This is a genomic window from Nitrospirota bacterium, assembly GCA_035873375.1.
In the GTDB taxonomy this organism is placed as follows: Bacteria; Nitrospirota; Thermodesulfovibrionia; order Thermodesulfovibrionales; family JdFR-85; genus BMS3Bbin07.
In genome coordinates this window covers 66,749-89,132 of record JAYWMQ010000027.1, presented here as the reverse complement: position 1 = coordinate 89,132, position 22,384 = coordinate 66,749, and the positions used below count along the sequence as shown (strand labels likewise).

The window sequence follows — 22,384 nt, the reverse complement described above, 5'->3', positions numbered from 1 at the left end:
CCGTCTGTCGTCCGTCGGTCACGAGGCCCGTTTCGTCAGGCGGTTACGTCTTCTGTCTCTTTCACGTAACCCCATGACCGTCTCACGATACGGGCTTCGTCACCGCTTAACGTTACTTCCCGCCGGTCACATCCTGAGCGCGCTTCTTTGCAAGAAACACAGCACCTATTATTGCTACAAGGAGGATCAGAGAGGCAATCTCGAAAGGCAGCACATACTCTGTAAAAAGCACACTCCCAAGCGCCTTTGTATGTGTTGCCTTCTCAATAGCCTCAATACTCCAGGGCCCCTTAAACCCAACCTTGAATCCCTCAAACCCCTTCTTCAGGACAATCAGAATGCCTGCTGCAATTAAAAGCCTGACAGGCCACCCGCCTGTAAACTGCTTAACCCTCAACTCCTCTTTCAGGTTCAGCAGCATAACGACAAAGAGGAATAGGACCAGTATGGCCCCTGCATAAACAATCACCTGAGTGGCAGCCAGGAACTCTGCATTGAGCAGCAGATAAAGTCCTGCCACGTGCAGAAACATCAGGAGCATCCATAACACGCTATGCACGGGATTCCGGCTTAAGACAACAAGGAGGGACAGAAGGATGACAGCTCCTGCAAGGTATCCAAAAAACCACTCAACCACTGAAGCCTCCTATTATTCTTCCCTTAAACATCGCCTGACCTTTAGGTGTTTTATAATGGGCATCCTTGGGGTTCCAGAAAGTGTCAAAATACCGGGCCCCGTCTTCACCCATATATTTATCCCAGTTTTCAAGGAGTCTCTCTTTTGTCATGTAAATAGCATCCCTGCTGTAGTCTGCATACTCATAATGGGGAGTCAGGGCTATAGCCCCATAGGGGCATGCCTCAACACATAAGGCACAAAAAACACACCTGAGGACTTCTACCTCATATCTGTCCACCACCTTCTGATGTTCTGAGCCCTCCGAGGTATAGACATTGATGCATCTCGAGGGGCATATCGCTGCACAGAGTCCACAACCCACACATTTTGCATCACCTGTTGCCGGGTTACGCACAAGCGCATGGAGCCCCCTGAACCCTATGGCTATCGATCTCTTCTCCTTGGGATACCTCCTTGTAACAGGTTTTGTAAAAAACCTGCTGAGGGTCAGGGCCATACCCTTGACTATCTCAACAAAAAAGACCTTTCTTATCAGCTCCTTCAACGTCATCTCTTCTCCCGAATTGTCATTTACCATTTTCCGGTTTTTATCAATAATACATGACAAATACCCAATGAAAAATGGAAAATAATTAAATAGCTATCTTTATTATCCCTGTTATCAGTATATTCAGCAGTGCAAGCGGAATCAGCAGCTTCCATCCTATGCCCATAAGCTGGTCATACCTGTACCTCGGCAGAGTGGCCCTTATCCAGTAATAAAAGAAGATGGTAAAATAGAGCTTCAGCAGAAACCAGACAATTCCGGGAACATGTTCGAGGAACGGAAGCACCCTTGTAATAAAATGTGGAATCGTCCAGCCACCAAGAAAGCATGTAACGGCAAGAGAGCCCATTATCATCATTCCTATATATTCTGCAGCATAAAAGAGGGCAAACCTCATACCGCTGTATTCCACAAAATAGCCTGCCACAAGCTCATTCTCCGCCTCCGGGAGATCAAAAGGAGACCTGTTTGTCTCTGCTCCCGCTGCGACAATAAACACAAAGAATCCGAGTATCTGGGGAACTGCAAACATGCCTGTGGGATAGTCGGCCTGAGCGCGAACAATATCTGTAAGGTTCAGTGAGCCTGCCATCATTATCACACCCACAAGGCTAAGCCCCATTGCCACCTCATAACTGATAACCTGGGCAGCGGACCTGAGACTGCCAAGAAAGGAGTATTTTGAAGAAGATGCCCACCCGGCAAGGATTATTCCATATGTCCCCACCGATGAAACGGCAAGTATAAACAAGAGCCCGATGTTTATATTGGCTATAACAAAACCGTCAAAAAAGGGGATGACTGCAAGTGATGACAGTGCAGCTGTCAGTGATATTACGGGTGCCAGATAAAAGACCGGCTTGTCCGCATTTGCGGGGATGATATCCTCCTTGAAGAAGAGCTTGAGCATGTCTGCAATAGGCTGCAGCAGTCCGTGTGGCCCCACCTCCATCGGTCCCATCCGCACCTGCATATGCCCTATCACCTTGCGCTCAAAATAGGTTGCATATGCAACGTGAAACATGGCCACGGCAACAACAATAACTATCTTGAGGACAATAGCCCCTATATTCAATATGATATCAAAGCTCCCCGGCTGCATCAAAAACTCAAAGACACTCATACCAGCACCTTCTCCACCCTCACGGAATTATCCCTGATGTACAGAGACCCGATAGCTGAATCTATCGAGAACCCAATCAAACTCATAGCCCCGAATCCCTCAAAGGTATTGGAAAGCAGCACTTGACCATCAGGCACATCTTTATTTAATTTCACCTTCAGCTCAAGCACACCCCGTTTATTGCTTATCCTTGCCCTCTCACCCTCTGCAAGTCCAAGCCTCTCTGACAGCAAGGGGTTTATCATTAAACAAGGCTCCGGATAAATACTGAGCAGGGCACTGGACCTCCGGCTAAATGTACCAGAGTGATACAATGGTTTCTCTATCATTAAATAAGGCTTTTCGGAATCCTGGACACGGGGCAGATCCTCAAGCCCCTCTACTGAAAAATCACCTTCCATCCCCCTCAGGGGCTCGCCGGAATAGGGCCAAACGGCCTTTCCGTCTGCGATATCCTCGTAACCGAGCCCGGTGTGCAGGGCCGAGACATGCATTATCTCCTCCCACACATCCTCCACCCTGCGGTATTTCTTCGTCATTCCGAATCTCTCTGCGATATCTGCAATAATCTTCCAGTCATCTCTGCCATATGATGCCAGCTTGCCTCTTCTGGCCTTCCTGACCCTCTGCACCCGTCTTTCAAGGTTTGTAAATGTCCCCTCTTTTTCAGGCCAGGCCGTTGCAGGCAAAACCACATCCGCAATCTCGGCAGTCTCCGTAAGGTGAATATCCTGGACCACAAGCAGGTCCAGGTTTCCAAGGGCCTTCTTCACCCTTGCACTGTCGGGAATATTAAAGAGGGGATTTTCACCCATAACATAGAGTGCCTTCAGCCCCCCTGATTCCGCCTCATTTATCATCTCAAAAAAGGTCAATCCCTTATCCGACGGGGCCTTCAAATCCAGTGCACCTTCTATCTTGTGCCTGAACATCTCAAGCTCAACAGGCCTTCCACCCGGAAGGAAATCCGGCAGACACCCCATATCCATCACACCCTGGTAATTCGGTCTCTCGGAAAGGAGGAAAATCCTCGCATTTATCAGATAGGCTATCGCTCCAAGAAGGAAGAGGTTTTTGGATGCCCTTTCCCTCTGTATGATATCAGGACCTATAACTACAACAGGAGTTGCCATCCCTGCAAGGTCATCAGAAGCCCTCGCAATATCTTCAGGTGATATGCCGGTCACACTCAGCTCCTCATCCGAAGGCATTCTGAGGCTCCTGAGTTTGGCCTCTACTACCGCATTTTCACCACTGAACGTCTTGCCTTTCAGGAGTCTGCCCACAATGGCTGAGAGCACAATCTCCTCTGAATATGGCGTGGGCATCAATTCGTAAGCTACAAACCTCTTTAACCCTCCAGGGACGCCAAGGGCTATAACCTTACCGCCACCTCTCCACGAAGCCCTTATCTGAAGCCCGAGTATTGGATTTATCGCCGTGGGATCGCCACCAACAACAAGGACACCATCTGAATTGGCTATCCCGGAGATAAGGTTTGCCGTAATTCCCTGGCCGAATATACTCTCAAGATAGGTCTCTGCCGGGGCATAATAATTCCTCGCAGAGGAGTCAATGTTGTTTGAACCAATGACAAACCTGATAAATTTCTGCAGCATGTAATTATCTTCATTTGTGCATCTTCCCGATGCAACAGCACCGATTGCCTTCCCACCAAAAGTCTCCTTTATCTCTTTAAGACGTCTTGCTATAAAGGTAATCGCCTCTTCCCAGCTTACCTGCTTCAGGTCTCCATCCACCCTCATAAGGGGGGTTGTAAGCTGCTCTTCACTTTCAATACTTTCATAACCGAATCGACCCCTTACACACAAGAGACCTTTGTTGAACCCTACCTCCGTCCTCGGTATGGCCCTTATTATGGAATTCTCCCTCATTTGCAGAACCATGGAACAACCTACCCCGCAGAAACCACATACGGTCTCTATCTCCTTCTCAACAAACCAGGGTCTGTAAGTGTGCCTGTGGAGCCTTGACATTATCGCACCAACAGGACATACCGTGAGGCAGTTGCCGCAATATTCACAGTTGTATTTACCACCGGAGAAGGGTTCTACAAATGAATGGCTGCCCCTTCCTGTCACTGAAATGGAATATGAGGCCTGAAGGTCGTTGCACATCCTTACACATCGCGTACAGAGCACACACCTCTCCATATTCCTCACAATAATCGGGTCATCAAAACTCTCCGGATGCCGTCTCTTGCCCTCGGCAAAGCGGCCTGCCTCAGGCCCGTAGCGTGCAACAAGGTCCTGCAGATCGCACTCCCCTGCCTTGTCGCAAAAGGGACAGTCAAGGGGGTGGTTGATGAGCAGAAATTCGAGTATCGAGCGTCTTGCAGCCTTAATCTGCTCAGTCTCTGTCCTGACCACCATCCCGTCTGCCGTCATAAGGGTGCATGAAGTCTGCAGTTTGGGAAGCTTCTCTACCTCCACAAGGCAGAGCCTGCAACCGCCAAATGGTGTAAGTCCCTCAAAGTAACAGAGCGTTGGTATGATGATACCCGCCTGTTTTGCCGCCTCAAGGACAGTCACAGGGTTTTCAAGCTCAACATCTCTTCCGTCTATGGTTACCTTAATCATCTTCCTTTTATTCCGGTTACAGGTTACAGGTCATAAGCTTCAGTTTTTAAGCCCATAACCCCTGATTATCCAGCACTCTGAGAGTCTTTATTTACCATACATTTTTTATTCGTGATATGATACATGAACTCATCGGAGAAATTCTTTATAAACCCGAGCACAACACCTGCTGCGCCATCACCCAATGGACAGAAGGTCTTACCCGTAATACTGAGTGCTATATCCTGCAGCAGCTCTATATCACCCTCGCGGCCGAAACCACCCTCGATTCTTTCAAGGATATTTCTCAACCACCCGGTACCCTCGCGGCAGGGTGTACATTTACCGCATGATTCATGTTCGAAAAACTTCATCGCCCGCCAGCAGACCTTCACCAGGCATACCGTGTCATCAAAGACCATTACCGCACCTGAACCAAGCATACTGCCGCGCTTTGGAAGATTAACAAAATCCATGGGGCAGTCGATACCATCCGGCGTCAGTACCGGCGTTGAGATACCTCCGGGGATCACTGCCTTGAGTTCCCGGCCACCCCGGACACCCCCGGCATGGTCATATATAATCTCCTTGAGGGTGGTTCCCATCGGTAACTCATAAACACCTGGTCTTTCAACACAGCAGCTTACAGAAAAGAGTTTCGGCCCGGGACATTCAGGGTTTCCTATTTCAGCATACTTTTCAGCACCTATGGAGACAATTAACGGTATGTTCGCAAGGGTCTCCACATTATTGACAATTGTAGGCATTCCCCAGGCACCGACATTAACGGGAAAAGGAGGCTTGATCCTCGGCTGTCCCCTCCTGCCCTCTATTGAATCGATCAGTGCAGTCTCCTCTCCGCAGATATAGGCCCCGGCACCCTGATGAACGCTAAGGTGAAACCCAACCCCCTTCCCGGCTATATTATCTCCAAGATATCCCTTTGCATACGCCTCTTCAATTGCCTTCTCAAGGACAATCCTTGCATGGGGGTACTCACCCCTGAGGTATATGTAGCCCCTTTCTGACTTAAGTGCATGGGCAGATATAACCATCCCTTCAATAAGGAGGTGCGGATTTTTTTCGAGTATGGGCCTGTCCTTAAAAGTCCCTGGCTCGCCTTCATCAGCATTACAGATAAGGTATTTCGGGAACTTCGTGTCTCTGGAGGCAAAATCCCACTTCATACCAGTAGGAAAACCTGCCCCACCCCTGCCCCTCAGCCCTGCTGCCTTGACTTCTGCAATAATATCCGAAGGCTCCATCTGAAGGGCCTTGTTCAGGGACCCGTAACCACCAGCCCCCACGTACTCCTCAAGGCTGGCCGAAGACGGATTTTCGATGTTTTTTAACAGAAATTTTTCCATAATTTCAATAAGTTCAGCCACGAATGGACACTAATTCACACTGATTGATTACTAAACAAAAATACTTGCTACAGATTTCCCGTGACCAGATAATTCAAGTTTTATTTATACTCCTCAAGCATCTCCACTATATTGTCCTCTGTAAGGTCAGAGTGAAAGTCCGTATCCACAAGCATTGCAGGGGCCCTGTCACAGGCTCCTATGCACTCCATTATTACCAGTGAAAACCTTCCGTCCACGGTCGTGCCTCCGGGTTCAAGTCCATATTTACCCTTCAGGAAGTCCACAAGGCTTTCCGCTCCCATAATCATGCAGGCAACATTTGTGCATAACTGTATAAGATGACGCCCCATGGGCCGGTGTTTATACATGGAATAAAAGGTTGCAACCCCCTTTACAGTGGCCTGCGGCAGGTTCAGGGCATTGGAGACCCTGTCGAGTGCCTCCTGGCTCAGCCAGCCCGCATCTTCCTGTGCAACATAGAGTGCAGGGAGCAGGGCACCCCTCCGGTCGGGGTATTTCTCTGTTAAAGCTCTTATCTCTTCAAAAATATCCATGATATGTTAGTTTTCCTGAATATGTTAGTTTTCCTGATTTTCAGCTTTTTATATTGTTACCTGTCACATTCTCCAAGCACTATATCGATTGTGCCTATATTGGCTACAACATCAGCCACCAGCCCCCCCTCACAGAGCCTCGGAAGTAACGAGACATGGACAAAGGAAGGGGCCCTTACCCTCATTCTGTAAGGCTTTCCTGTACCATCACTTACAATATAGAAACCAAGCTCACCCTTTGGAACCTCGGTGGCAACGTATATCTCACCTTCCGGGGCAGCCATGGGCCCCTTTGTTATCAGTACAAAGTGGTGTATCAATGATTCCATATCCGCCAGAACCCTCTCTTTTGGCGGCAACGTGAACTTAGGTGCGTCAGGGGTCATTACAGGGCCACGCGGCAGTCTCTCAATACACTGTCTGATTATCCTGACGGACTGTCTCAGCTCCTCCATCCTGCAGCGGTATCTATCATATACATCCCCGTTCCTGCCCAATGGCACATCAAAGTCCACCCTGTCGTAGGCATCATAAGGGAAACGTTTTCTTATATCATAATCAACTCCGGATCCCCTGAGTACCGGCCCGCTGAGACCCCAGTTTATTGCCTCCTCAGCCGAGATCACTCCTATACCCTTTGTCCTTCCAAGCCAGATACGGTTCTTGTCAATAAGGGTCTCATACTCCTCAATCCTCTTTGGAAACTCGTCGGTAAATTTATAGAGGCTGTCGAGGAACTCCTGGGAGACATCGTTTCTGACCCCTCCGATCCTCGGATAACTCACTGTCAGCCTTGCACCGCAGAGCATCTCAAAGAGGTCAAGCAACCACTCCCTCTCCCTGAAAGAGTATAAAAATACGGTCATTGCACCAAGGTCAAGGGCATGGGTGGCAACCCATATGATATGGCTGCTGATACGGGTCATCTCGCAGACTATTGTCCTGATAAATTTTGCCCTGTCAGGTGCCTCGATCCCGAAAAGCCTTTCCACTGCAAGACAGTAGCCAACATTATTGGACATTGAAGATATATAATCAAGCCTGTCCGACAACGGCAATGCCTGCAGGTAGGTCATTCCCTCGGCAAGTTTTTCAACCCCGCGGTGAAGATAACCCACATGGGGGGTACATTTAACGACAGTCTCTCCATCAAGTTCGAGGACGAGTCTGAGAACACCGTGAGTGGATGGGTGCTGGGGGCCCATACTGACGGTAAGCTCTTTAGTCTGAAGCGGCTTCTCTATCCCTTCCACGAAAACTCCTTAAGCTTCTGAGCCTTGTCAAGAACCTCCTGAAAGCCCTGCCACTCCCTCTCAGGCCCCCCTTCAGGATAGTCCTTCCTGAGTGGATGGCCCTCCCAGTCCTCAGGCATCAAAACCCTGCTGAGATCAGGATGACCATTAAACCTTATGCCGTACATGTCGTAACACTCCCTCTCATGCCAGTTGGCGCCAATCCAGACAGGCACCACACTGTCAATATAAGCCGCATCCTCACTAACCGCGGCCTTCAGCCTCAGCATGTGCCGGTGTCTCAGTGAGTATAATGTATAAACGACCTCAAACCTCACGGGTTTCTTACCGAGATAGTCCACTCCGCAGATGTCTTTAAGGTAGTCAAATCCAAGATCAGGCTCATCATGCAGCCAGCGGCAGAGCTCAACAATTCTCTCCTTTTTTATCACCACGGCGAGCTGTTCCCTGAACTCAATGACATCCAGAACTTCATCAGGAAATCTCTCTTTAATCCTCTCGGTTATCTCCAGCGGCTCCAACGGAAATACTCCTTTCTGATCTTTTCCTGCAACTTTCCAATTCCGTACATAAGTGCCTCGGGTCTTGGTGGACAGCCAGGCACATATACATCCACAGGAAGGAAGCTGTCACAACCCTGAACAGTGCTGTAGGAACGGAAGATACCACCCGTACATGCACAGCTCCCCATGGATATCACATACCTCGGCTCCGGCATCTGGTCGTAAATCCTCCTGACAACCGGTGCCATCTTTTTGGTAACGGTTCCTGCAACTATAAGAAGGTCTGCCTGCCTCGGAGACCCCCTGAAGATCATGCCAAGACGGTCAACGTCATAATGACTTGAACCGGCGGTCATCATCTCAATGGCACAGCAGGCAAGCCCAAAAGTGACGGGCCAGAGTGAAGAGACCCTCCCCCAGTTGATGAGCTTGTCCATAGTGGTGATAATGGTATTGGCACCGGGAATTATCTTAACCCCTTCTTCAACCTCCACCATTGTGGCTGCAGTATCAATTATCATCGAAAAGACTCCTTATTCCCACGTAAACGCCTCTTTTCTCCATGCATACACATAGCCCACAAGGAGCACAAAGATAAAGATAATCATCTCTATAAATGCAAATAGACCAAGCTTGTCAAAAACAACAGCCCAGGGATAGAGAAAAATGACCTCCACATCAAACACAACAAAGAGCATGGCTATCACATAAAACCTGACAGAGAACCTGTACCGGGGTTCACCAACAGGTGTAATCCCCGATTCATATGGCATGAGTTTCTCTTCATAAGGTCTCTTTAATCTGAACATACTGCCCATAATAAGGGCACCGAGTCCGAAGGCAAGGGAGATGACAAGAAAAATCAGTACGGGTAGGTAGCTTGATGGCAAATAGCTTCCTGGCATGGGTACATATATACAATAAAAAAGATGGCTTTGTCAATAAAAAAAATTAAAGTTCTACCTTGACAGAAAGCCAAAGCTACGACTTCACTTTATATTAAAATCCCGGAACTGGATTTTCAGTTCCGGTTTATAGTAGAGTTTAAATGTAAAGTGTAAAATAGTGTAACTATTGAAGCACTTACATAACTTCTGCACTTCTGCAAGGGGCTGAAAATGGTTTTTGATTTCAAGGGGAAAATTAACTTCCTCAAGGACCTGATCGCAAAGAAATCCCGCCACTCCTTAAGCCTGAAGTTGATAGTTGCCATCGGTATCCTCGTATTAACAGGGAGTTCAATCTTCTGGTACATGATAATCATACGCGGGGAGCAGGAATTCCTCAACAACTCCATACGCCATACAGCAGCATACACCGCAATGATAGAGAAGAGCATATTTATAAATATGCATACCCGCCAGATTGGAACCATTCAGGATACTATCGAGACCATTGGTTCATCAGAAGATGTCAAGAACATCAAGATCTACAATCTTCAGGGAGAGGTTCGCTTCTCAAGTGACAGGAAAATGATCGGAAAGAAGATTGATATCAATTCCTCCTGCAGGCTCTGCCACACAAATCCCGACAAGCCGCATGAAACACTGAAGATGCAGGACAACAGTATGTGGACAATCATAAAGGATGACCACGGACGGGTATTGAGGTTCCTGCGTCCCATTGTTAATCAGAAAAGCTGCTACACTGCCTCATGCCATTACCACACGGCCGACAAGAAGATTCTCGGAATTCTGGAAACAGATTATTCCCTCTCCGGCATTGACAGCACCCTCAGGAAACAGAAAATAGAGACCATTACCTTCGGGATCATCTTCACCTTCTTCTTCTGTATAGTGCTCTGCATCATACTCTGGAAGATACTGATAAATCCCCTCCAGCTCCTGGCAGAAGGGATGCAACGCGTCTCAAAGGGAGACCTCAACCACAGGGTGGATATAAAGACACGTGACGAGCTGGGGATGCTTGCCGAGACCTTTAACTCCATGACACGGGAGCTGAGAAATGCCAGGCAGAAGCTGGAGAACTGGGCAAAAGAACTCGAGGCCGAAGTTGCGAAAAAGACCGAGGAGATCAGGCGGGGACAGGAACAGCTTATACACACTGAAAAGCTTGCCTCACTTGGACGCATGGCAGCAGGTGTTGCACATGAGATTAACAGCCCCCTCACCGGGATTGTAACCTTTGCACACCTGATGCTCAAGAGGACGCCCCCTGAAAACAGGATGGACAGGGAAGACCTTGAGGTGATCATAGAGCAGGCAGAGCGTTGCTCAAAGATAATAAAAGGCCTTCTTGGTTTTTCAAGGGCCATTCCTGCGGAGCGCGCGGATATTGATATAAATAACACCATCAGACATACCCTTGAGATCATCCAGAATCAGGCTAAATTTCATAATATAAAGATCATCACCGACCTCTCCCATGACCTGCCGCGCATTGTAGGTGACGCCTCGCAGCTTCAACAGGTCTTTATGAACCTTCTCATCAATGCTGCCGACGCCATGAACGACAGGGGACAAATCACCATAGCAACGAGACTGATAACCGAAGATGGAAAGGAATTCATCGAGATAGAGTTCACTGATACAGGCCCAGGAATACCTGAAGAGCATATGAGCAAGCTATTCGAACCTTTTTTTACCACTAAACCGGTAGGAAAAGGTACAGGCCTCGGGCTCGCTGTAACTCATGGCATAGTAAGAAAACATGGCGGACATATCAAGGTAGAGAGCACCCTCGGCAAGGGCACCAGTTTCTTTATAAGACTGCCCAGGCCAACAAGGGAAGCGGATACCGATAAAATTCAGGGATCATCTCCAAAAGAATTGCAATAAACAAATACGCTATTACAATTGAATCCCTGAACTCTCTCCATCGACTAAAGGGGAGGAGAATCTTAATCTGAAAAATAACGGACGGACAGGTCCTGTTGACGGATGCAATTAAAAAACAAGGCAAGGGTACTCATAGTCGATGACGAAGAGATCGTAAGGGCAAGCTGCAGAAAGCTTCTGCAGCCCCAGGGATACAGGGTTTCAGAGGCAGAAAATGCCGGGAGCGCACTGAAGCTTATGGAAGTAACGACTTTTGACCTGGTACTCTCAGACCTCAAGCTGCCTGATGCAAGCGGGATAGAGCTTCTCAAGGAGATAAAGGAAGTCTATCCGGACACAGAGGTGATACTCATGACCGGTTACGGAACTGTCTCTACTGCTGTGGAGGCAATGAAGTTAGGCGCCTATGATTATGTAGAAAAGCCTTTCAGGCCGGAAGAGCTGGTATCCCTTGCCGGAAGGGCCATTGAGAGAAAGAGACTCAGAGAAGAAAATATACGCCTCAAAAAAGAACTCTCTGCTCAATACATAAAAAACATAGTTGGAACCTCAAAGGCAATGGAGAAGGTCTTCAGACTGATTGGCACTGTGGCCCCCACTGCAAGCACGGTACTGATTACCGGGGAGAGCGGGACAGGAAAGGAACTCGTTGCAAGGGCCATCCACTATAACAGCCCTCGCAGGGAGAAGTCTTTTGTGGTCATAGATTGCGGAACCCTGGCTGGCGAGTTAATAGAGTCTGAACTCTTTGGACATAAAAGGGGGGCTTTTACAGGTGCTGTTACTGACAAGAAGGGCCTGATAGAAGAGGCTGAGGGGGGAACCCTCTTCCTTGATGAGATCGGAAACATGCCGCTGTCACTCCAGTCAAAACTGCTCAGGGTACTGCAGGAAAAAGAATACAGGCCTGTTGGAGACAAAAAGGCCTCCAAGGTTGATACAAGGTTCATAACCGCAACAAATAAAGACCTTTCTGCCATGGTAAAGGCGGGCACTTTCAGGGAAGACCTCTTTTACAGGCTTGACATCTTTCCCATTCATGTCCCCCCACTGAGGGAGAGGAGGGAAGATATCCCCCTCCTTGCATATCACTTCCTGAAGAAATATTCTGACGAATTAGGAAAAGATGTTAAGAGCATCTCAGCGGAGGCCATGAGGATTCTCAGCTCCTGCAGATGGCCGGGCAATATACGTGAACTGGAAAATACGATCCAGAGGGCAATACTCCTTGCGGACAACGATACCATCAAGCCAGAAACCCTCAGCTTCCTCACGCTTTCGAAAACTGAGCAGATTCCCCGGAGTATCGAAGAGCTGAAAGAGATAAAAAAAGACCTCAGGGAAAAGTCCACTGAGGAAGTGGAGAGGGTCTTCATTGCAGAGGCACTGAAGAGAAACGAATGGAATATATCAAGGGCGGCAAGTGACGTTGGAATGCAGAGGTCAAACTTCCATGCCCTTATAAAAAAACACGGGATTCCAAGACCAAAATGAGATTGAAAGAGATTATCCGGCTCCTCGATGCGGTTATAATAACCAACTCGCGGGATTACGAGGCTGAAATCGAGTGGGCATGTGCAACTGACCTCATGAGTGACGTCCTGTACTATTCAAGGGGGAACTCCGTACTTATCACAGGCCTTGCAAAGCAGCAGGCAATAAGGACATCCGACATTGCCGACATAAAGGTCGTTGTCTTCACAAGGGGAAAAGAACCGGACACACATACAATTGAACTCGCTCGAAAGAAGAAGATCACCCTTCTTATCACACCCTACTCAATGTTTACTGCCTGTGGTAAACTATATGAAAAGGGACTCAGGTGTTGTCCTGAATGAAAAAACAGGTACATATTTACATGCCCCCCCTTCATGGTGAGAAAAGTAAGGGGCAGTCTGTTGTCAGATAAAGGTTATGACAGACAAAACCTATGAAGGCAGTTTTCATATTGTAGGCGGAGACTTCAGCCATGCTGGTGAGGCATCCACTGAGCTCAAGACCATCCTGTTAAACGCCGGGGTTGAAGATGAATTTGTCAGGAGGGTTGCCATTGCCACATTTGAGGCAGAAATGAACATTATGATATATGCCACTGCAGGCATACTCAGGTACATTATATCACCGGAAGAGATACGGATAATTGCACAGGACATGGGTCCCGGAATTGAGGATATTGAACTGGCAATGCAGGAGGGCTATTCTACTGCACCGGACTGGGTAAGAGAGATGGGGTGGGGTGCAGGCATGGGACTGCCGAACATGAAAAAAAACGCCGACATCTTCAGAATAGACTCTGTTGTCGGTGAGGGCACTACAGTTGAGATGATAATCAAACGATGAAACTGAAAGAAATAGCTGAGATACTGTCCCTTAGACCTCTCACCCCTGCCGTGGGGCATGAACGTGAGGTAAGCGGTGCCTATGTGGGAGACCTCCTGAGTGATGTGATGGCAAACGCCGGGGAGGGAAACATCTGGATAACACTTCAGACACACGTTAATATTGTAGCTGTAGCAGTCTTCAAAAATCTCTCAGCAATAGTAATAGTCAACGGCCGGATGCCGGATGCCGATACCATGGACAAGGCGGTTTCAGAAGATATCCCCATACTGCTTACCGGCAAGTCAGCTTTTGAAACTGCAGGCAAGCTATACCAGATTCTAAATGTTCAGAACTTACAGGGCTGACCTCCATATTCACACCTGCCTGTCTCCATGCGCCGAGCTTGACATGACCCCCGCGAGGGTGGTATCAAGAGCCATTGAAGAGGGGTTGGACATCATTGCAATCACTGATCATAACACTGCAGAAAACATACCGTCTGCCATAAAGGCGAACGGTGAGATAACGGTCATTCCGGGCATGGAACTGACAACCGTTGAAGAGGTCCATATCCTGGCCCTCTTTCCTGACATGGAGTCCGTCATGAGACTTCAGGAGATTGCCTACAATGACCTCCCTCTGACCGGCAACAAACGTATACTTTATGAACAGGTCGTTGTCAACGAAGAGGACGAGGTCATCAGGTTTAATGACCGGGTACTTATGGATGCCACGGGGCTCGGAGTCAAAGAGGCCATCAACATCATCCATGACATTGGAGGCATCACAGTTGCCTGCCACATTGACAGGGAGGCATTCAGTATCCTGACTCAACTGGGCTTTATCCATGATTCCCTGAAGTTTGATGCACTCGAGATATCTTTCAGAACAGAAAGGCAGAGGGCCTTAAAAATGTTTGGCATATATGACAGGTATCCCTGGATCACCTCATCTGATGCCCATCATGTATCGGACATCGGCCGTGCTGCTACAGAGTTTATAATGAAAGATGCCTCATTTGAGGAGATTGTCCTTGCCTTGTCAGGAAAGGAGGGCAGGGAGGTAAGGTTCTGAAATGCAGGACATCTCCATGCATATACTCGACATTGCCCTGAACTCAATTGATGCCGGGGCAAACAGGATAGTTATATCGGTTGAAGAAGATACAAGAGGCGACACCCTCAGACTGACCATAAAAGACAACGGCAGGGGCATGGATACAGAGACACTGAAGAGTTTAGCAGACCCCTTCTTTACCACAAAAGGGAAAAAGACAGGGCTTGGCATCCCCCTGCTCGCACAGTCGGCCCGTGAGGCTGGCGGCAACATCACTGTTCATTCTGAAGTTGGAAAGGGAACCACCCTTCAGGCCTTCTTCTCCCTGAGTCACGTTGACAGAAAACCCCTGGGTGACCTAACATCTACAATAATGGCACTTATTGCCGGAAACCCTGATATTGACCTGATATTCAAATACAGGATCGACAATAATGAATATATGCTCAATACCGCAGAGATCAAGAGACAACTCGATGAGGTGCCCATAAATTATCCGGGGGTACTCTCTGCACTGAGGAAAGATATATCCGAAGGGATAGGAGACCTGAGGAAAGGAGGAAAAAGATGAGCAAGGGGAGGGTTCTTGTAATAGATGACGAGGCTATAGTCAGGATAAGTTGCCAGAGGGTGTTAACGCCGGAAGGCTATGATGTAGTGGCGACTTCACGTGGAGATGAGGCGATAAAATTGCTTGAAAATGAACACTTTGATGTAGTCCTGACAGACCTTAAAATGCCCGATATGGATGGGCTTGAAGTATTAAAGATCATAAAGGAGCGCTGGCCGGATATCCAGGTGATAATCATCACGGGTTACGGAACAATAAGCACGGCGGTTGAGGCAATAAAATTAGGGGCCTTTGAATATGTCGAAAAACCCTTCACACCGGAAGACATATTGAAGGTGGTCACAAAGGCAAAACAGAACAAAGGCTTCTAAGATTAATTTTCAGCTCTATTTTGCAGCTCATGGTTAAACTGTGTTAAAATAATAAGTTATATGCATACAACTACAACCATTTTACAAGACAGGGGGACACTCAGGGAGATTTAAGGCAGAACCTGTTAAGACAGGATGCCCGCAAAATTCATCCTGACGTTGAAAGCAGATGAAACATAAAAGATATGCCATAGGCGCAGACATAGGCGGAACCAATCTGAGGGTCGCACTGGTGAACAGGGAAGGAGAGATAGTGGAGCGGGTCAAAACCGCATCCACCGGGAATATCTTTGATTCACTCGTCTCTGCTATCGACAGGTTTTACTCAGACGATGTAGCGGGAATAGGGATTGGTGTGGCGGGTGTTATCGAGAGAGAGAAGGGGATTGTAAAACGGTCTCCAAACCTCCCCTCCGTTGAAGGAATAGGCTTTATAGACGGCATCAGAGAGAGATTTTCCCTGCCCGTTTATATCGAAAACGATGCCAATGCAGCAGCGCTGGGTGAAAAATGGGCTGGAGCCGGCAAAGAATTTAAGTCCTTTGTCCTCTTCACGCTGGGCACAGGCATAGGCGGCGGTGTTATTTATGACGGACACCTGCTGGATATTGCCGCCGAGCTCGGACACATCAGCATAGAGGCAGAAGGGGTTAGATGCCTTTGTGGAAACAATGGGTGCCTTGAGTCCTATGCATCTGCCAGGGCGATGACAGAAAGGGCGGTTGAGTTGATTGAAAACGGGACTGAAAGCCTGATGAAGGGCTGCTGTGAGGGAAACGCATACAAAATCTCCCCTGAAGATATTTACAGCTATGCCCTTGAAGGAGACAACCTGGCAAGGGAAACACTGAAGACGGCCGGAAGATACCTCGGCGTAGGAATTGCCAGTGCAATCAACATCTTCAGCCCTGAAGCCGTCATCCTTGCAGGGGGACTTATCGGTGCCTGGAATATATACGTAGAGACGGCAATCAAAGAGGCATCAAAAAGGGCTTTCCCCGAACTATACGGGTCCACAAAAATACTTCCATCACTACTGAAAGACGATGCCGGGGTGATCGGGTCAGCCTGCCTGGTATTCGATAAAACCAAGAGCTAATGACTAAACATATCAGAAATTTTTCAATAATAGCACACATCGACCACGGCAAATCCACACTTGCCGACAGGTTACTTGAATTCACAGGTGCCCTTACGGAAAGGGAGATGTCGGAGCAGGTTCTGGACTCCATGGACCTTGAAAAAGAGAGGGGCATAACCATCAAGGCCCATGCCGTAAGGCTATCCTACAGGGCAAAAGACGGTGAAACCTATATTCTCAATCTCATAGATACACCCGGACACGTGGATTTCTCCTATGAAGTCTCCCGCAGCCTTGCCTCCTGTGAGGGGGCGCTCCTTGTGGTTGACGCCTCTCAGGGGGTGGAGGCACAGACTCTGGCAAATGCCTATCTTGCCATTGAAAACGACCTTGAATTAATCCCCGTCATCAACAAGATCGATCTACCGCAGGCTGACCCTGAACGGGTGAAAGAGCAGGTAGAGAACGTAGTGGGGCTTGATTGCTCCGAAGTAATACTTGCCTCTGCAAAGCAGGGCAGTGGCACAGAGGAGATACTTGAGACCATAGTGAAGAAAATCCCTCCCCCAACAGGAGATGTTTCTGCGCCGCTTAAGGCCCTCATGTTTGATTCCTGGTTTGACAGCTACAGGGGTGTTATAGTGCTTGTAAGGGTCTTTGAAGGAACCGTACGTCCCGGAATGAGGATCAGGCTCATGTCCTCGAAAAAGGAATTTGAGGTTGCAGATGTGGGAATATTCACACCGGTGGTAAAGAAAACCGGCAGTCTCTCGGCTGGCGAGGTTGGTTACATTGTTGCCGGCATAAAGGATGTTCAGGATACAAATATAGGGGACACCATCACGGATGCATCAAGACCTGCCGCCAAACGCTGCCCGGGATACAAGGATGTAAAGCCAATGGTCTTTTGCGGATTCTATCCGGTGGAGTCATCAAAATACGAGTTACTGAGAGAGGCCCTTGAGAAGCTGAGGCTTAATGATGCATCCTTCAACTTTGAGCCTGAAAGCTCGGTGGCCCTTGGCTTTGGTTTCAGGTGCGGCTTCCTCGGGCTGCTCCATATGGAGATAATCAAGGAGAGACTCGAGAGGGAGTTTAATCTCTCTATAATAAGTACAGCTCCGACAGTGGTCTACAGGGTAACCGACCAGGACGGAAACCTGTCCCTTATTGATAACCCTTCAGGAATGCCGGAGAGGCCCCTTAAGATAGAGGAACCCTATGTAAATGCAACCATTTTTGTGCCACAGGATTTTGTGGGGAATATACTCACCCTCTGTCAGGAAAAACGGGGGATACAGAAGGACCTCTCTTATATAAGTGCAAACAGATTGAAGATTGTCTACGAATTACCGTTGAGCGAAATATTGTGGGACTTCTATGACAGGCTGAAATCCCTCTCAAAGGGATATGCATCCCTTGATTATGAGTTTGTTGGCTACAGGGAATCAGACCTGATCAAGCTGGACATATTGCTGAATGGCGAACCGGTAGATGCCCTGAGTCTGATAATGCATCGGGAAAACGCCTACTACAAGGCAAGAGAGGTGGCTGAAAGACTGAGAAAGGTCATCCCGAGACAACTCTTTGAGGTGGTTATACAGGCTGCCATAGGAAGCAAGATAATCGCCAGAGAGAGTGTCAAGGCCCTCAGGAAGGACGTGATTGCAAAGTGCTATGGTGGTGACATCTCCAGAAAGAGGAAATTACTGGAAAAACAGAAGGAGGGCAAGAAGAGGATGAAACAGGTTGGAAGGATAGAGGTTCCACAGGAGGCATTTCTTGCCGTGTTGAGGGTAAAGGAATGAAGAAAAAAAAGGGAATAATACGTGAGTATGCCGAGGCAATAATAACCGCCCTTTTACTTGCACTCATCATCAGGGCCTATGTTGTACAGGCATTTAAAATACCTTCAGGCTCAATGATTCCCACGCTCCTTGTTGGTGACCATATATTGGTCAGCAAATTCATTTACGGCACAGAGATACCCTTTACAGATAAAAAAATACTGGTATTCAGGGAGCCCCGGCGGGACGATGTAGTGGTATTTAAATACCCCAAAGACCCTGACAGGGATTTTATAAAGAGGGTTATCGGAGTCGGAGGAGACGTGGTTGAGGGGAGAAACAAAATAGTTTATGTAAACGGCAAACCCCTTAACGAACCATACATCCAGCACACTGACAATGACATCAGGTCCATCGGCATGGATGTAAGAGACAATTTCGGCCCCCTGTATGTCCCAAATGGCAAGCTCTTTGTGATGGGAGATAACCGTGACCAAAGTTATGACAGCAGGTACTGGGGTTTCGTTGACCTCAATGCTGTCAAAGGAAAGGCATTTATTATATACTGGTCCTGGGACAGCAACCGGCATCTTCCCAGGCTAAACAGGATAGGGAGATTAGTCAAATGAATATCAGAAATGAAAGAGGAAGTATAAAACCGGTTTTATGTATTATCCTTCTCATCGTTTCTGTTTATATCGGATATCAGTTTACCATGCCGTACTATCGTTATTTTACCTTAAAATCCGAGGCCAGGGCCATAGCAAGGCTCAGTTATAGAGGTCCTGAGCGTTACAGAGACCTGGTCTATGAGGAAGCCCGTTCCCTGAATATACCGGTCAAACCCTCAGACATATACGTGGTTGTCACGAATAGACAGGTAAGGATATCCACATCCTGGTCTGAAGTGGTAGACCTTGCCGGATACTATCAGGTACCGCTTGACTTTGAAGTTGATGTTAAGGAGTAGATATGTTTACAGGGATTGTACAGGAGATGGGAACAGTTTCAGGGATTGATAAAAAGGGCAGGATTGCCCACCTTGGCATACTCTCCAAAAAGGTTGCAAAGACTGCTGATATAGGTGACAGCATCTCCGTCAATGGTGTATGCCTTACGATTACATCCCTGCAGCACGGAATTATGCTGTTTGACCTCTCAGCGGAAACATTAAATACCTCCAATATCGGCATGCTTAAAAAAGGAGACCGCGTTAACCTTGAGCCTGCCCTCAGGCCATCGGACAGGCTTGGCGGACATTTTGTGACCGGTCATATTGACGGGGTGGGCAGAATTAAACACAAACACCGTATTGGTGACACTGTAAAGGTCGAGATAGGGGCTCCTGAAGAGGTAACGAAATACATTGTAAAAAAAGGCTCCATTGCAATAGATGGCATTAGCCTCACTGTTGTGGATATTGAAAGGGACTCTTTTACTGTGGTAATCATACCTCATACTGAAAACATCACCACAATAGCACAGAAGGGGGTTAATGACACTGTTAACCTTGAAGTCGATATACTGGGCAAGTATGTGGCTAAATTTCTAAACGTCACCACGGAAGAGAAGGATGATAAACTTTTATCAATTCTGGGCAAATCCGGATTTCTTTAAAGAAGACAATAAGAGATAACATGAACAAATAAAGGAGGCAGGATGAGAAGCAAGTACAAATTCAACACAATAGAAGAGGCCATTGAAGATATCAGGCAGGGAAAGATCATCATCCTTGTTGACGACGAGGACAGGGAAAACGAAGGGGACCTCTGCATAGCAGCAGAAAAGGTGACCCCGGAGACTATAAACTTTATGGCAAAGCATGGCAGGGGTCTGATATGCCTCAGTCTGACCCCGGAGAGGATAGATGAGCTTCAGCTCCCCATGATGACCAATGCAAACTCATCTCCCTATGGAACGGCCTTCACCGTATCCATTGAGGCCAAGCGGGGGGTAACTACCGGCATTTCAGCCCATGACAGGGCAACCACAATCCTTACAGCCATTAACCCGAAGTCAGGGCCTGAAGACATCGTCAAACCGGGACATATTTTCCCCCTCAGGTCCAGGCCCGGAGGGGTGCTGCAGAGGGCAGGGCAGACAGAGGGTTCAGTAGACCTTGCCCGGCTCGCCGGAGTTTACCCTGCGGGGGTCATCTGTGAAATAATGGATGAGGACGGCACAATGGCACGGGTGCCGCAGTTAATGGAGTTTGCCGGCAAACATAAGCTGAAGATCATAACCGTCAAAGACCTAATTGAACACCGCATGCGCAAGGAAACTCTCGTAAAAAGGGTCGCGGAGGTAAAACTCCCTACATCCTACGGTGGAGATTTCAAGGCGATTGTATATGAAAACATGGTTGACAGCAATGTGCACCTTGCCCTTGTAAAAGGAGACATAACTCCTGAAGAACCGACACTCGTAAGGGTCCACTCCGAGTGCCTCACAGGCGATGTATTTGGTTCAAAAAGGTGTGATTGCGGAGACCAGCTCCATTCGGCCATGAAGATAGTGGAAGAGGCCGGCAAAGGGGTTATACTTTATATGAGACAGGAAGGCCGGGGGATAGGACTCGCCAACAAACTCCGTGCGTATGTCCTGCAGGATGAGGGGCTTGACACTGTTGAGGCAAATATAAGGCTCGGCTTTAAGCCGGATCTGCGAGATTATGGAATAGGCGCACAGATACTCGTTGATACAGGTGTGAAGAAGATCAGACTGATGACAAACAATCCACGCAAGATAGTGGGGCTTGAGGGCTATGGCCTGCAGGTGGTTGAACGTATACCTGTTGAGATTAAACCGGGAGAAAAGAACCGTGCCTACCTGAAGACAAAAAAGAAAAAACTCGGCCACCTGCTGGAAAAAGTATGATAATGACTGGTGACTGTTAAATAAACTTACTTATTCTTTAAATCGTCAATCTCAAAGGGAGGTTTTTTATGAATATTTACGAAGGTGAACTAATTGGCAAGGGCCTGAAATTTTGTATTATAACAAGCCGTTTTAATGATTTTATCACCAGCAAACTGACGGAAGGCGCCATTGATGCACTGAAGAGACACGGCACATCAGAGAAGGATATTGACCTGGTGCGGGTACCCGGTGCATTTGAGCTACCAATTATAGTAAAGAAGCTGGCACAAAAGGGCACTTATGATGCAATTATAGCCCTCGGCACTATTATAAGGGGCTCGACTCCTCATTTCGACTATGTAGCTGCCGAGGCATCCAAGGGTATTGCCGTTGCCAGCATGGAGACAGGAGTCCCTGTTTCATTTGGGGTAATAACATCAGATACAATTGAGCAGGCCATTGAACGTGCAGGTTCAAAGGCCGGCAACAAAGGCTGGGATGCTGCAATGACAGCCCTGGAGATGGCTGATCTGATGAAGAAAATATAGATTATGAAAAGAAGAAAGGCAAGGGAATATGCCCTGCAGATATTATATCAATGTGACCTGACAAAAGACACTCCTGACAGATTGAATTTTGAGGCCTTCTGGAAGGAAAATCCTGCACCTGATGATGTAAAGGCATTCACTGAGGAACTTGTCCGCGGCACCCTCAAAAATCTTGCCCACATAGATTCATTAATAAAGTCTGTAGCTGAACACTGGGAGATGAAGAGGATGGCTGCAGTTGACAGGAATATACTGAGGTTTGCCACATACGAACTTCTTTACAAAAACGATGTCCCTGCTGCCGTTACACTGAATGAGGCCATAGAGATCGCAAAAAAGTTTTCAGCCAAAGAATCTTCTTCTTTTATCAATGGCCTGCTGGACAGGATAGCAAAGAAACTGAAGAAGAGGATGCACTGAAG

General features: G+C 47.8%; 26 protein-coding genes. 16 read left to right on the top strand and 10 right to left on the bottom strand.

Features of this window, described 5'->3' with window-relative positions; genetic code table 11:
* Positions 1-112 precede the first annotated feature (112 nt).
* The 10 genes from VST71_06285 to ndhC form a co-directional block, all read right to left on the bottom strand.
* Positions 113-637 carry an NADH-quinone oxidoreductase subunit J gene (locus VST71_06285; protein ID MEC4685321.1) on the bottom strand — a complete coding sequence of 175 codons (525 nt, stop codon included), beginning with the start codon at positions 635-637 and terminating at the stop codon, positions 113-115.
* On the bottom strand, positions 630-1,190 hold the full coding sequence (locus tag VST71_06280; GenBank protein ID MEC4685320.1) for an NADH-quinone oxidoreductase subunit I: 561 nt from the start codon (positions 1,188-1,190) through the stop codon (positions 630-632). The genes VST71_06285 and VST71_06280 overlap by 8 nt, the downstream gene beginning before the upstream one ends.
* Positions 1,191-1,272: 82 nt before the next feature.
* On the bottom strand, positions 1,273-2,310 hold the full coding sequence (gene nuoH, locus VST71_06275) for an NADH-quinone oxidoreductase subunit NuoH (GenBank protein ID MEC4685319.1): 1,038 nt from the start codon (positions 2,308-2,310) through the stop codon (positions 1,273-1,275).
* Positions 2,307-4,910: an NADH-quinone oxidoreductase subunit NuoG gene (gene nuoG, locus VST71_06270; GenBank protein ID MEC4685318.1), complete on the bottom strand. Its 2,604-nt coding sequence runs from the start codon at positions 4,908-4,910 to the stop codon at positions 2,307-2,309. The genes nuoH and nuoG overlap by 4 nt, the downstream gene beginning before the upstream one ends.
* A gap of 65 nt (positions 4,911-4,975) precedes the next feature.
* A complete protein-coding gene (gene nuoF, locus VST71_06265) occupies positions 4,976-6,256 on the bottom strand; it encodes an NADH-quinone oxidoreductase subunit NuoF (GenBank protein ID MEC4685317.1) in 1,281 nt (426 codons plus the stop codon).
* Positions 6,257-6,357: 101 nt separating this feature from the next.
* Complete coding sequence (gene nuoE / locus VST71_06260) at positions 6,358-6,813, bottom strand: NADH-quinone oxidoreductase subunit NuoE (GenBank protein MEC4685316.1); 456 nt, start codon at positions 6,811-6,813, stop codon at positions 6,358-6,360.
* 56 nt (positions 6,814-6,869) lie between these two features.
* The gene (nuoD, locus tag VST71_06255) at positions 6,870-8,066 is read right to left on the bottom strand and encodes an NADH dehydrogenase (quinone) subunit D (GenBank protein MEC4685315.1); all 1,197 of its coding nucleotides are present in this window, start codon (positions 8,064-8,066) and stop codon (positions 6,870-6,872) included.
* Positions 8,054-8,587: an NADH-quinone oxidoreductase subunit C gene (locus VST71_06250; protein MEC4685314.1), complete on the bottom strand. Its 534-nt coding sequence runs from the start codon at positions 8,585-8,587 to the stop codon at positions 8,054-8,056. The genes nuoD and VST71_06250 overlap by 13 nt, the downstream gene beginning before the upstream one ends.
* A complete protein-coding gene (locus tag VST71_06245; GenBank protein MEC4685313.1) occupies positions 8,569-9,066 on the bottom strand; it encodes an NADH-quinone oxidoreductase subunit B family protein in 498 nt (165 codons plus the stop codon). Before VST71_06245 ends, VST71_06250 begins: the two co-directional genes overlap by 19 nt.
* A gap of 36 nt (positions 9,067-9,102) precedes the next feature.
* Complete coding sequence (gene ndhC / locus VST71_06240; protein MEC4685312.1) at positions 9,103-9,459, bottom strand: NADH-quinone oxidoreductase subunit A; 357 nt, start codon at positions 9,457-9,459, stop codon at positions 9,103-9,105.
* A gap of 228 nt (positions 9,460-9,687) precedes the next feature.
* Between ndhC and VST71_06235 the strand changes: the two genes are divergently transcribed.
* From VST71_06235 to nusB, 16 genes are all read left to right on the top strand, one after another.
* Entirely contained in the window at positions 9,688-11,367 is a 1,680-nt protein-coding gene (locus tag VST71_06235) for an ATP-binding protein (GenBank protein MEC4685311.1), read from the top strand.
* Between the two features lie 102 nt (positions 11,368-11,469).
* Positions 11,470-12,861 carry a sigma-54 dependent transcriptional regulator gene (locus VST71_06230; GenBank protein MEC4685310.1) on the top strand — a complete coding sequence of 464 codons (1,392 nt, stop codon included), beginning with the start codon at positions 11,470-11,472 and terminating at the stop codon, positions 12,859-12,861.
* Positions 12,858-13,205 carry a DRTGG domain-containing protein gene (locus VST71_06225; protein MEC4685309.1) on the top strand — a complete coding sequence of 116 codons (348 nt, stop codon included), beginning with the start codon at positions 12,858-12,860 and terminating at the stop codon, positions 13,203-13,205. The genes VST71_06230 and VST71_06225 overlap by 4 nt, the downstream gene beginning before the upstream one ends.
* 76 nt (positions 13,206-13,281) lie before the next feature.
* A complete protein-coding gene (locus VST71_06220) occupies positions 13,282-13,707 on the top strand; it encodes an ATP-binding protein (protein MEC4685308.1) in 426 nt (141 codons plus the stop codon).
* Complete coding sequence (locus VST71_06215) at positions 13,704-14,054, top strand: serine kinase (GenBank protein MEC4685307.1); 351 nt, start codon at positions 13,704-13,706, stop codon at positions 14,052-14,054. Before VST71_06220 ends, VST71_06215 begins: the two co-directional genes overlap by 4 nt.
* Positions 14,032-14,763, top strand: coding sequence for a PHP domain-containing protein (locus tag VST71_06210; protein ID MEC4685306.1), 732 nt, complete (start codon positions 14,032-14,034; stop codon positions 14,761-14,763). Before VST71_06215 ends, VST71_06210 begins: the two co-directional genes overlap by 23 nt.
* A gap of 1 nt (position 14,764) precedes the next feature.
* On the top strand, positions 14,765-15,316 hold the full coding sequence (locus VST71_06205; protein MEC4685305.1) for an ATP-binding protein: 552 nt from the start codon (positions 14,765-14,767) through the stop codon (positions 15,314-15,316).
* Complete coding sequence (locus VST71_06200; GenBank protein MEC4685304.1) at positions 15,313-15,687, top strand: response regulator; 375 nt, start codon at positions 15,313-15,315, stop codon at positions 15,685-15,687. The genes VST71_06205 and VST71_06200 overlap by 4 nt, the downstream gene beginning before the upstream one ends.
* Positions 15,688-15,856: 169 nt before the next feature.
* On the top strand, positions 15,857-16,786 hold the full coding sequence (locus VST71_06195) for an ROK family protein (GenBank protein ID MEC4685303.1): 930 nt from the start codon (positions 15,857-15,859) through the stop codon (positions 16,784-16,786).
* Positions 16,786-18,576: a translation elongation factor 4 gene (lepA, locus tag VST71_06190; protein MEC4685302.1), complete on the top strand. Its 1,791-nt coding sequence runs from the start codon at positions 16,786-16,788 to the stop codon at positions 18,574-18,576. The genes VST71_06195 and lepA overlap by 1 nt, the downstream gene beginning before the upstream one ends.
* Positions 18,573-19,184, top strand: coding sequence for a signal peptidase I (gene lepB, locus VST71_06185; protein ID MEC4685301.1), 612 nt, complete (start codon positions 18,573-18,575; stop codon positions 19,182-19,184). Before lepA ends, lepB begins: the two co-directional genes overlap by 4 nt.
* On the top strand, positions 19,181-19,525 hold the full coding sequence (locus VST71_06180; protein MEC4685300.1) for a hypothetical protein: 345 nt from the start codon (positions 19,181-19,183) through the stop codon (positions 19,523-19,525). Before lepB ends, VST71_06180 begins: the two co-directional genes overlap by 4 nt.
* A 2-nt stretch (positions 19,526-19,527) precedes the next feature.
* The gene (locus VST71_06175; protein ID MEC4685299.1) at positions 19,528-20,172 is read left to right on the top strand and encodes a riboflavin synthase; all 645 of its coding nucleotides are present in this window, start codon (positions 19,528-19,530) and stop codon (positions 20,170-20,172) included.
* Positions 20,173-20,214: 42 nt separating this feature from the next.
* A complete protein-coding gene (locus tag VST71_06170) occupies positions 20,215-21,432 on the top strand; it encodes a bifunctional 3,4-dihydroxy-2-butanone-4-phosphate synthase/GTP cyclohydrolase II (protein MEC4685298.1) in 1,218 nt (405 codons plus the stop codon).
* A gap of 68 nt (positions 21,433-21,500) precedes the next feature.
* Positions 21,501-21,962 carry a 6,7-dimethyl-8-ribityllumazine synthase gene (ribE, locus tag VST71_06165; GenBank protein ID MEC4685297.1) on the top strand — a complete coding sequence of 154 codons (462 nt, stop codon included), beginning with the start codon at positions 21,501-21,503 and terminating at the stop codon, positions 21,960-21,962.
* Between the two features lie 3 nt (positions 21,963-21,965).
* Positions 21,966-22,382: a transcription antitermination factor NusB gene (gene nusB / locus VST71_06160; protein MEC4685296.1), complete on the top strand. Its 417-nt coding sequence runs from the start codon at positions 21,966-21,968 to the stop codon at positions 22,380-22,382.
* Positions 22,383-22,384 lie beyond the last annotated feature (2 nt).

Coding starts and splice junctions, on each gene's coding strand:
- VST71_06280 (MEC4685320.1), bottom strand. CDS start 1,190: ATGACGTTGAAGGAGCTGATAAGAAAGGTCTTTTTTGTTGAGATAGTC.
- nuoH (MEC4685319.1), bottom strand. CDS start 2,310: ATGAGTGTCTTTGAGTTTTTGATGCAGCCGGGGAGCTTTGATATCATA.
- nuoG (MEC4685318.1), bottom strand. CDS start 4,910: ATGATTAAGGTAACCATAGACGGAAGAGATGTTGAGCTTGAAAACCCT.
- nuoF (MEC4685317.1), bottom strand. CDS start 6,256: ATGGAAAAATTTCTGTTAAAAAACATCGAAAATCCGTCTTCGGCCAGC.
- nuoE (MEC4685316.1), bottom strand. CDS start 6,813: ATGGATATTTTTGAAGAGATAAGAGCTTTAACAGAGAAATACCCCGAC.
- VST71_06245 (MEC4685313.1), bottom strand. CDS start 9,066: ATGGTGGAGGTTGAAGAAGGGGTTAAGATAATTCCCGGTGCCAATACC.
- VST71_06235 (MEC4685311.1), top strand. CDS start 9,688: ATGGTTTTTGATTTCAAGGGGAAAATTAACTTCCTCAAGGACCTGATC.
- VST71_06230 (MEC4685310.1), top strand. CDS start 11,470: ATGCAATTAAAAAACAAGGCAAGGGTACTCATAGTCGATGACGAAGAG.
- VST71_06225 (MEC4685309.1), top strand. CDS start 12,858: ATGAGATTGAAAGAGATTATCCGGCTCCTCGATGCGGTTATAATAACC.
- VST71_06220 (MEC4685308.1), top strand. CDS start 13,282: ATGACAGACAAAACCTATGAAGGCAGTTTTCATATTGTAGGCGGAGAC.
- VST71_06215 (MEC4685307.1), top strand. CDS start 13,704: ATGAAACTGAAAGAAATAGCTGAGATACTGTCCCTTAGACCTCTCACC.
- VST71_06210 (MEC4685306.1), top strand. CDS start 14,032: ATGTTCAGAACTTACAGGGCTGACCTCCATATTCACACCTGCCTGTCT.
- VST71_06205 (MEC4685305.1), top strand. CDS start 14,765: ATGCAGGACATCTCCATGCATATACTCGACATTGCCCTGAACTCAATT.
- VST71_06200 (MEC4685304.1), top strand. CDS start 15,313: ATGAGCAAGGGGAGGGTTCTTGTAATAGATGACGAGGCTATAGTCAGG.
- VST71_06195 (MEC4685303.1), top strand. CDS start 15,857: ATGAAACATAAAAGATATGCCATAGGCGCAGACATAGGCGGAACCAAT.
- lepA (MEC4685302.1), top strand. CDS start 16,786: ATGACTAAACATATCAGAAATTTTTCAATAATAGCACACATCGACCAC.
- lepB (MEC4685301.1), top strand. CDS start 18,573: ATGAAGAAAAAAAAGGGAATAATACGTGAGTATGCCGAGGCAATAATA.
- VST71_06180 (MEC4685300.1), top strand. CDS start 19,181: ATGAATATCAGAAATGAAAGAGGAAGTATAAAACCGGTTTTATGTATT.
- VST71_06175 (MEC4685299.1), top strand. CDS start 19,528: ATGTTTACAGGGATTGTACAGGAGATGGGAACAGTTTCAGGGATTGAT.
- VST71_06170 (MEC4685298.1), top strand. CDS start 20,215: ATGAGAAGCAAGTACAAATTCAACACAATAGAAGAGGCCATTGAAGAT.
- ribE (MEC4685297.1), top strand. CDS start 21,501: ATGAATATTTACGAAGGTGAACTAATTGGCAAGGGCCTGAAATTTTGT.
- nusB (MEC4685296.1), top strand. CDS start 21,966: ATGAAAAGAAGAAAGGCAAGGGAATATGCCCTGCAGATATTATATCAA.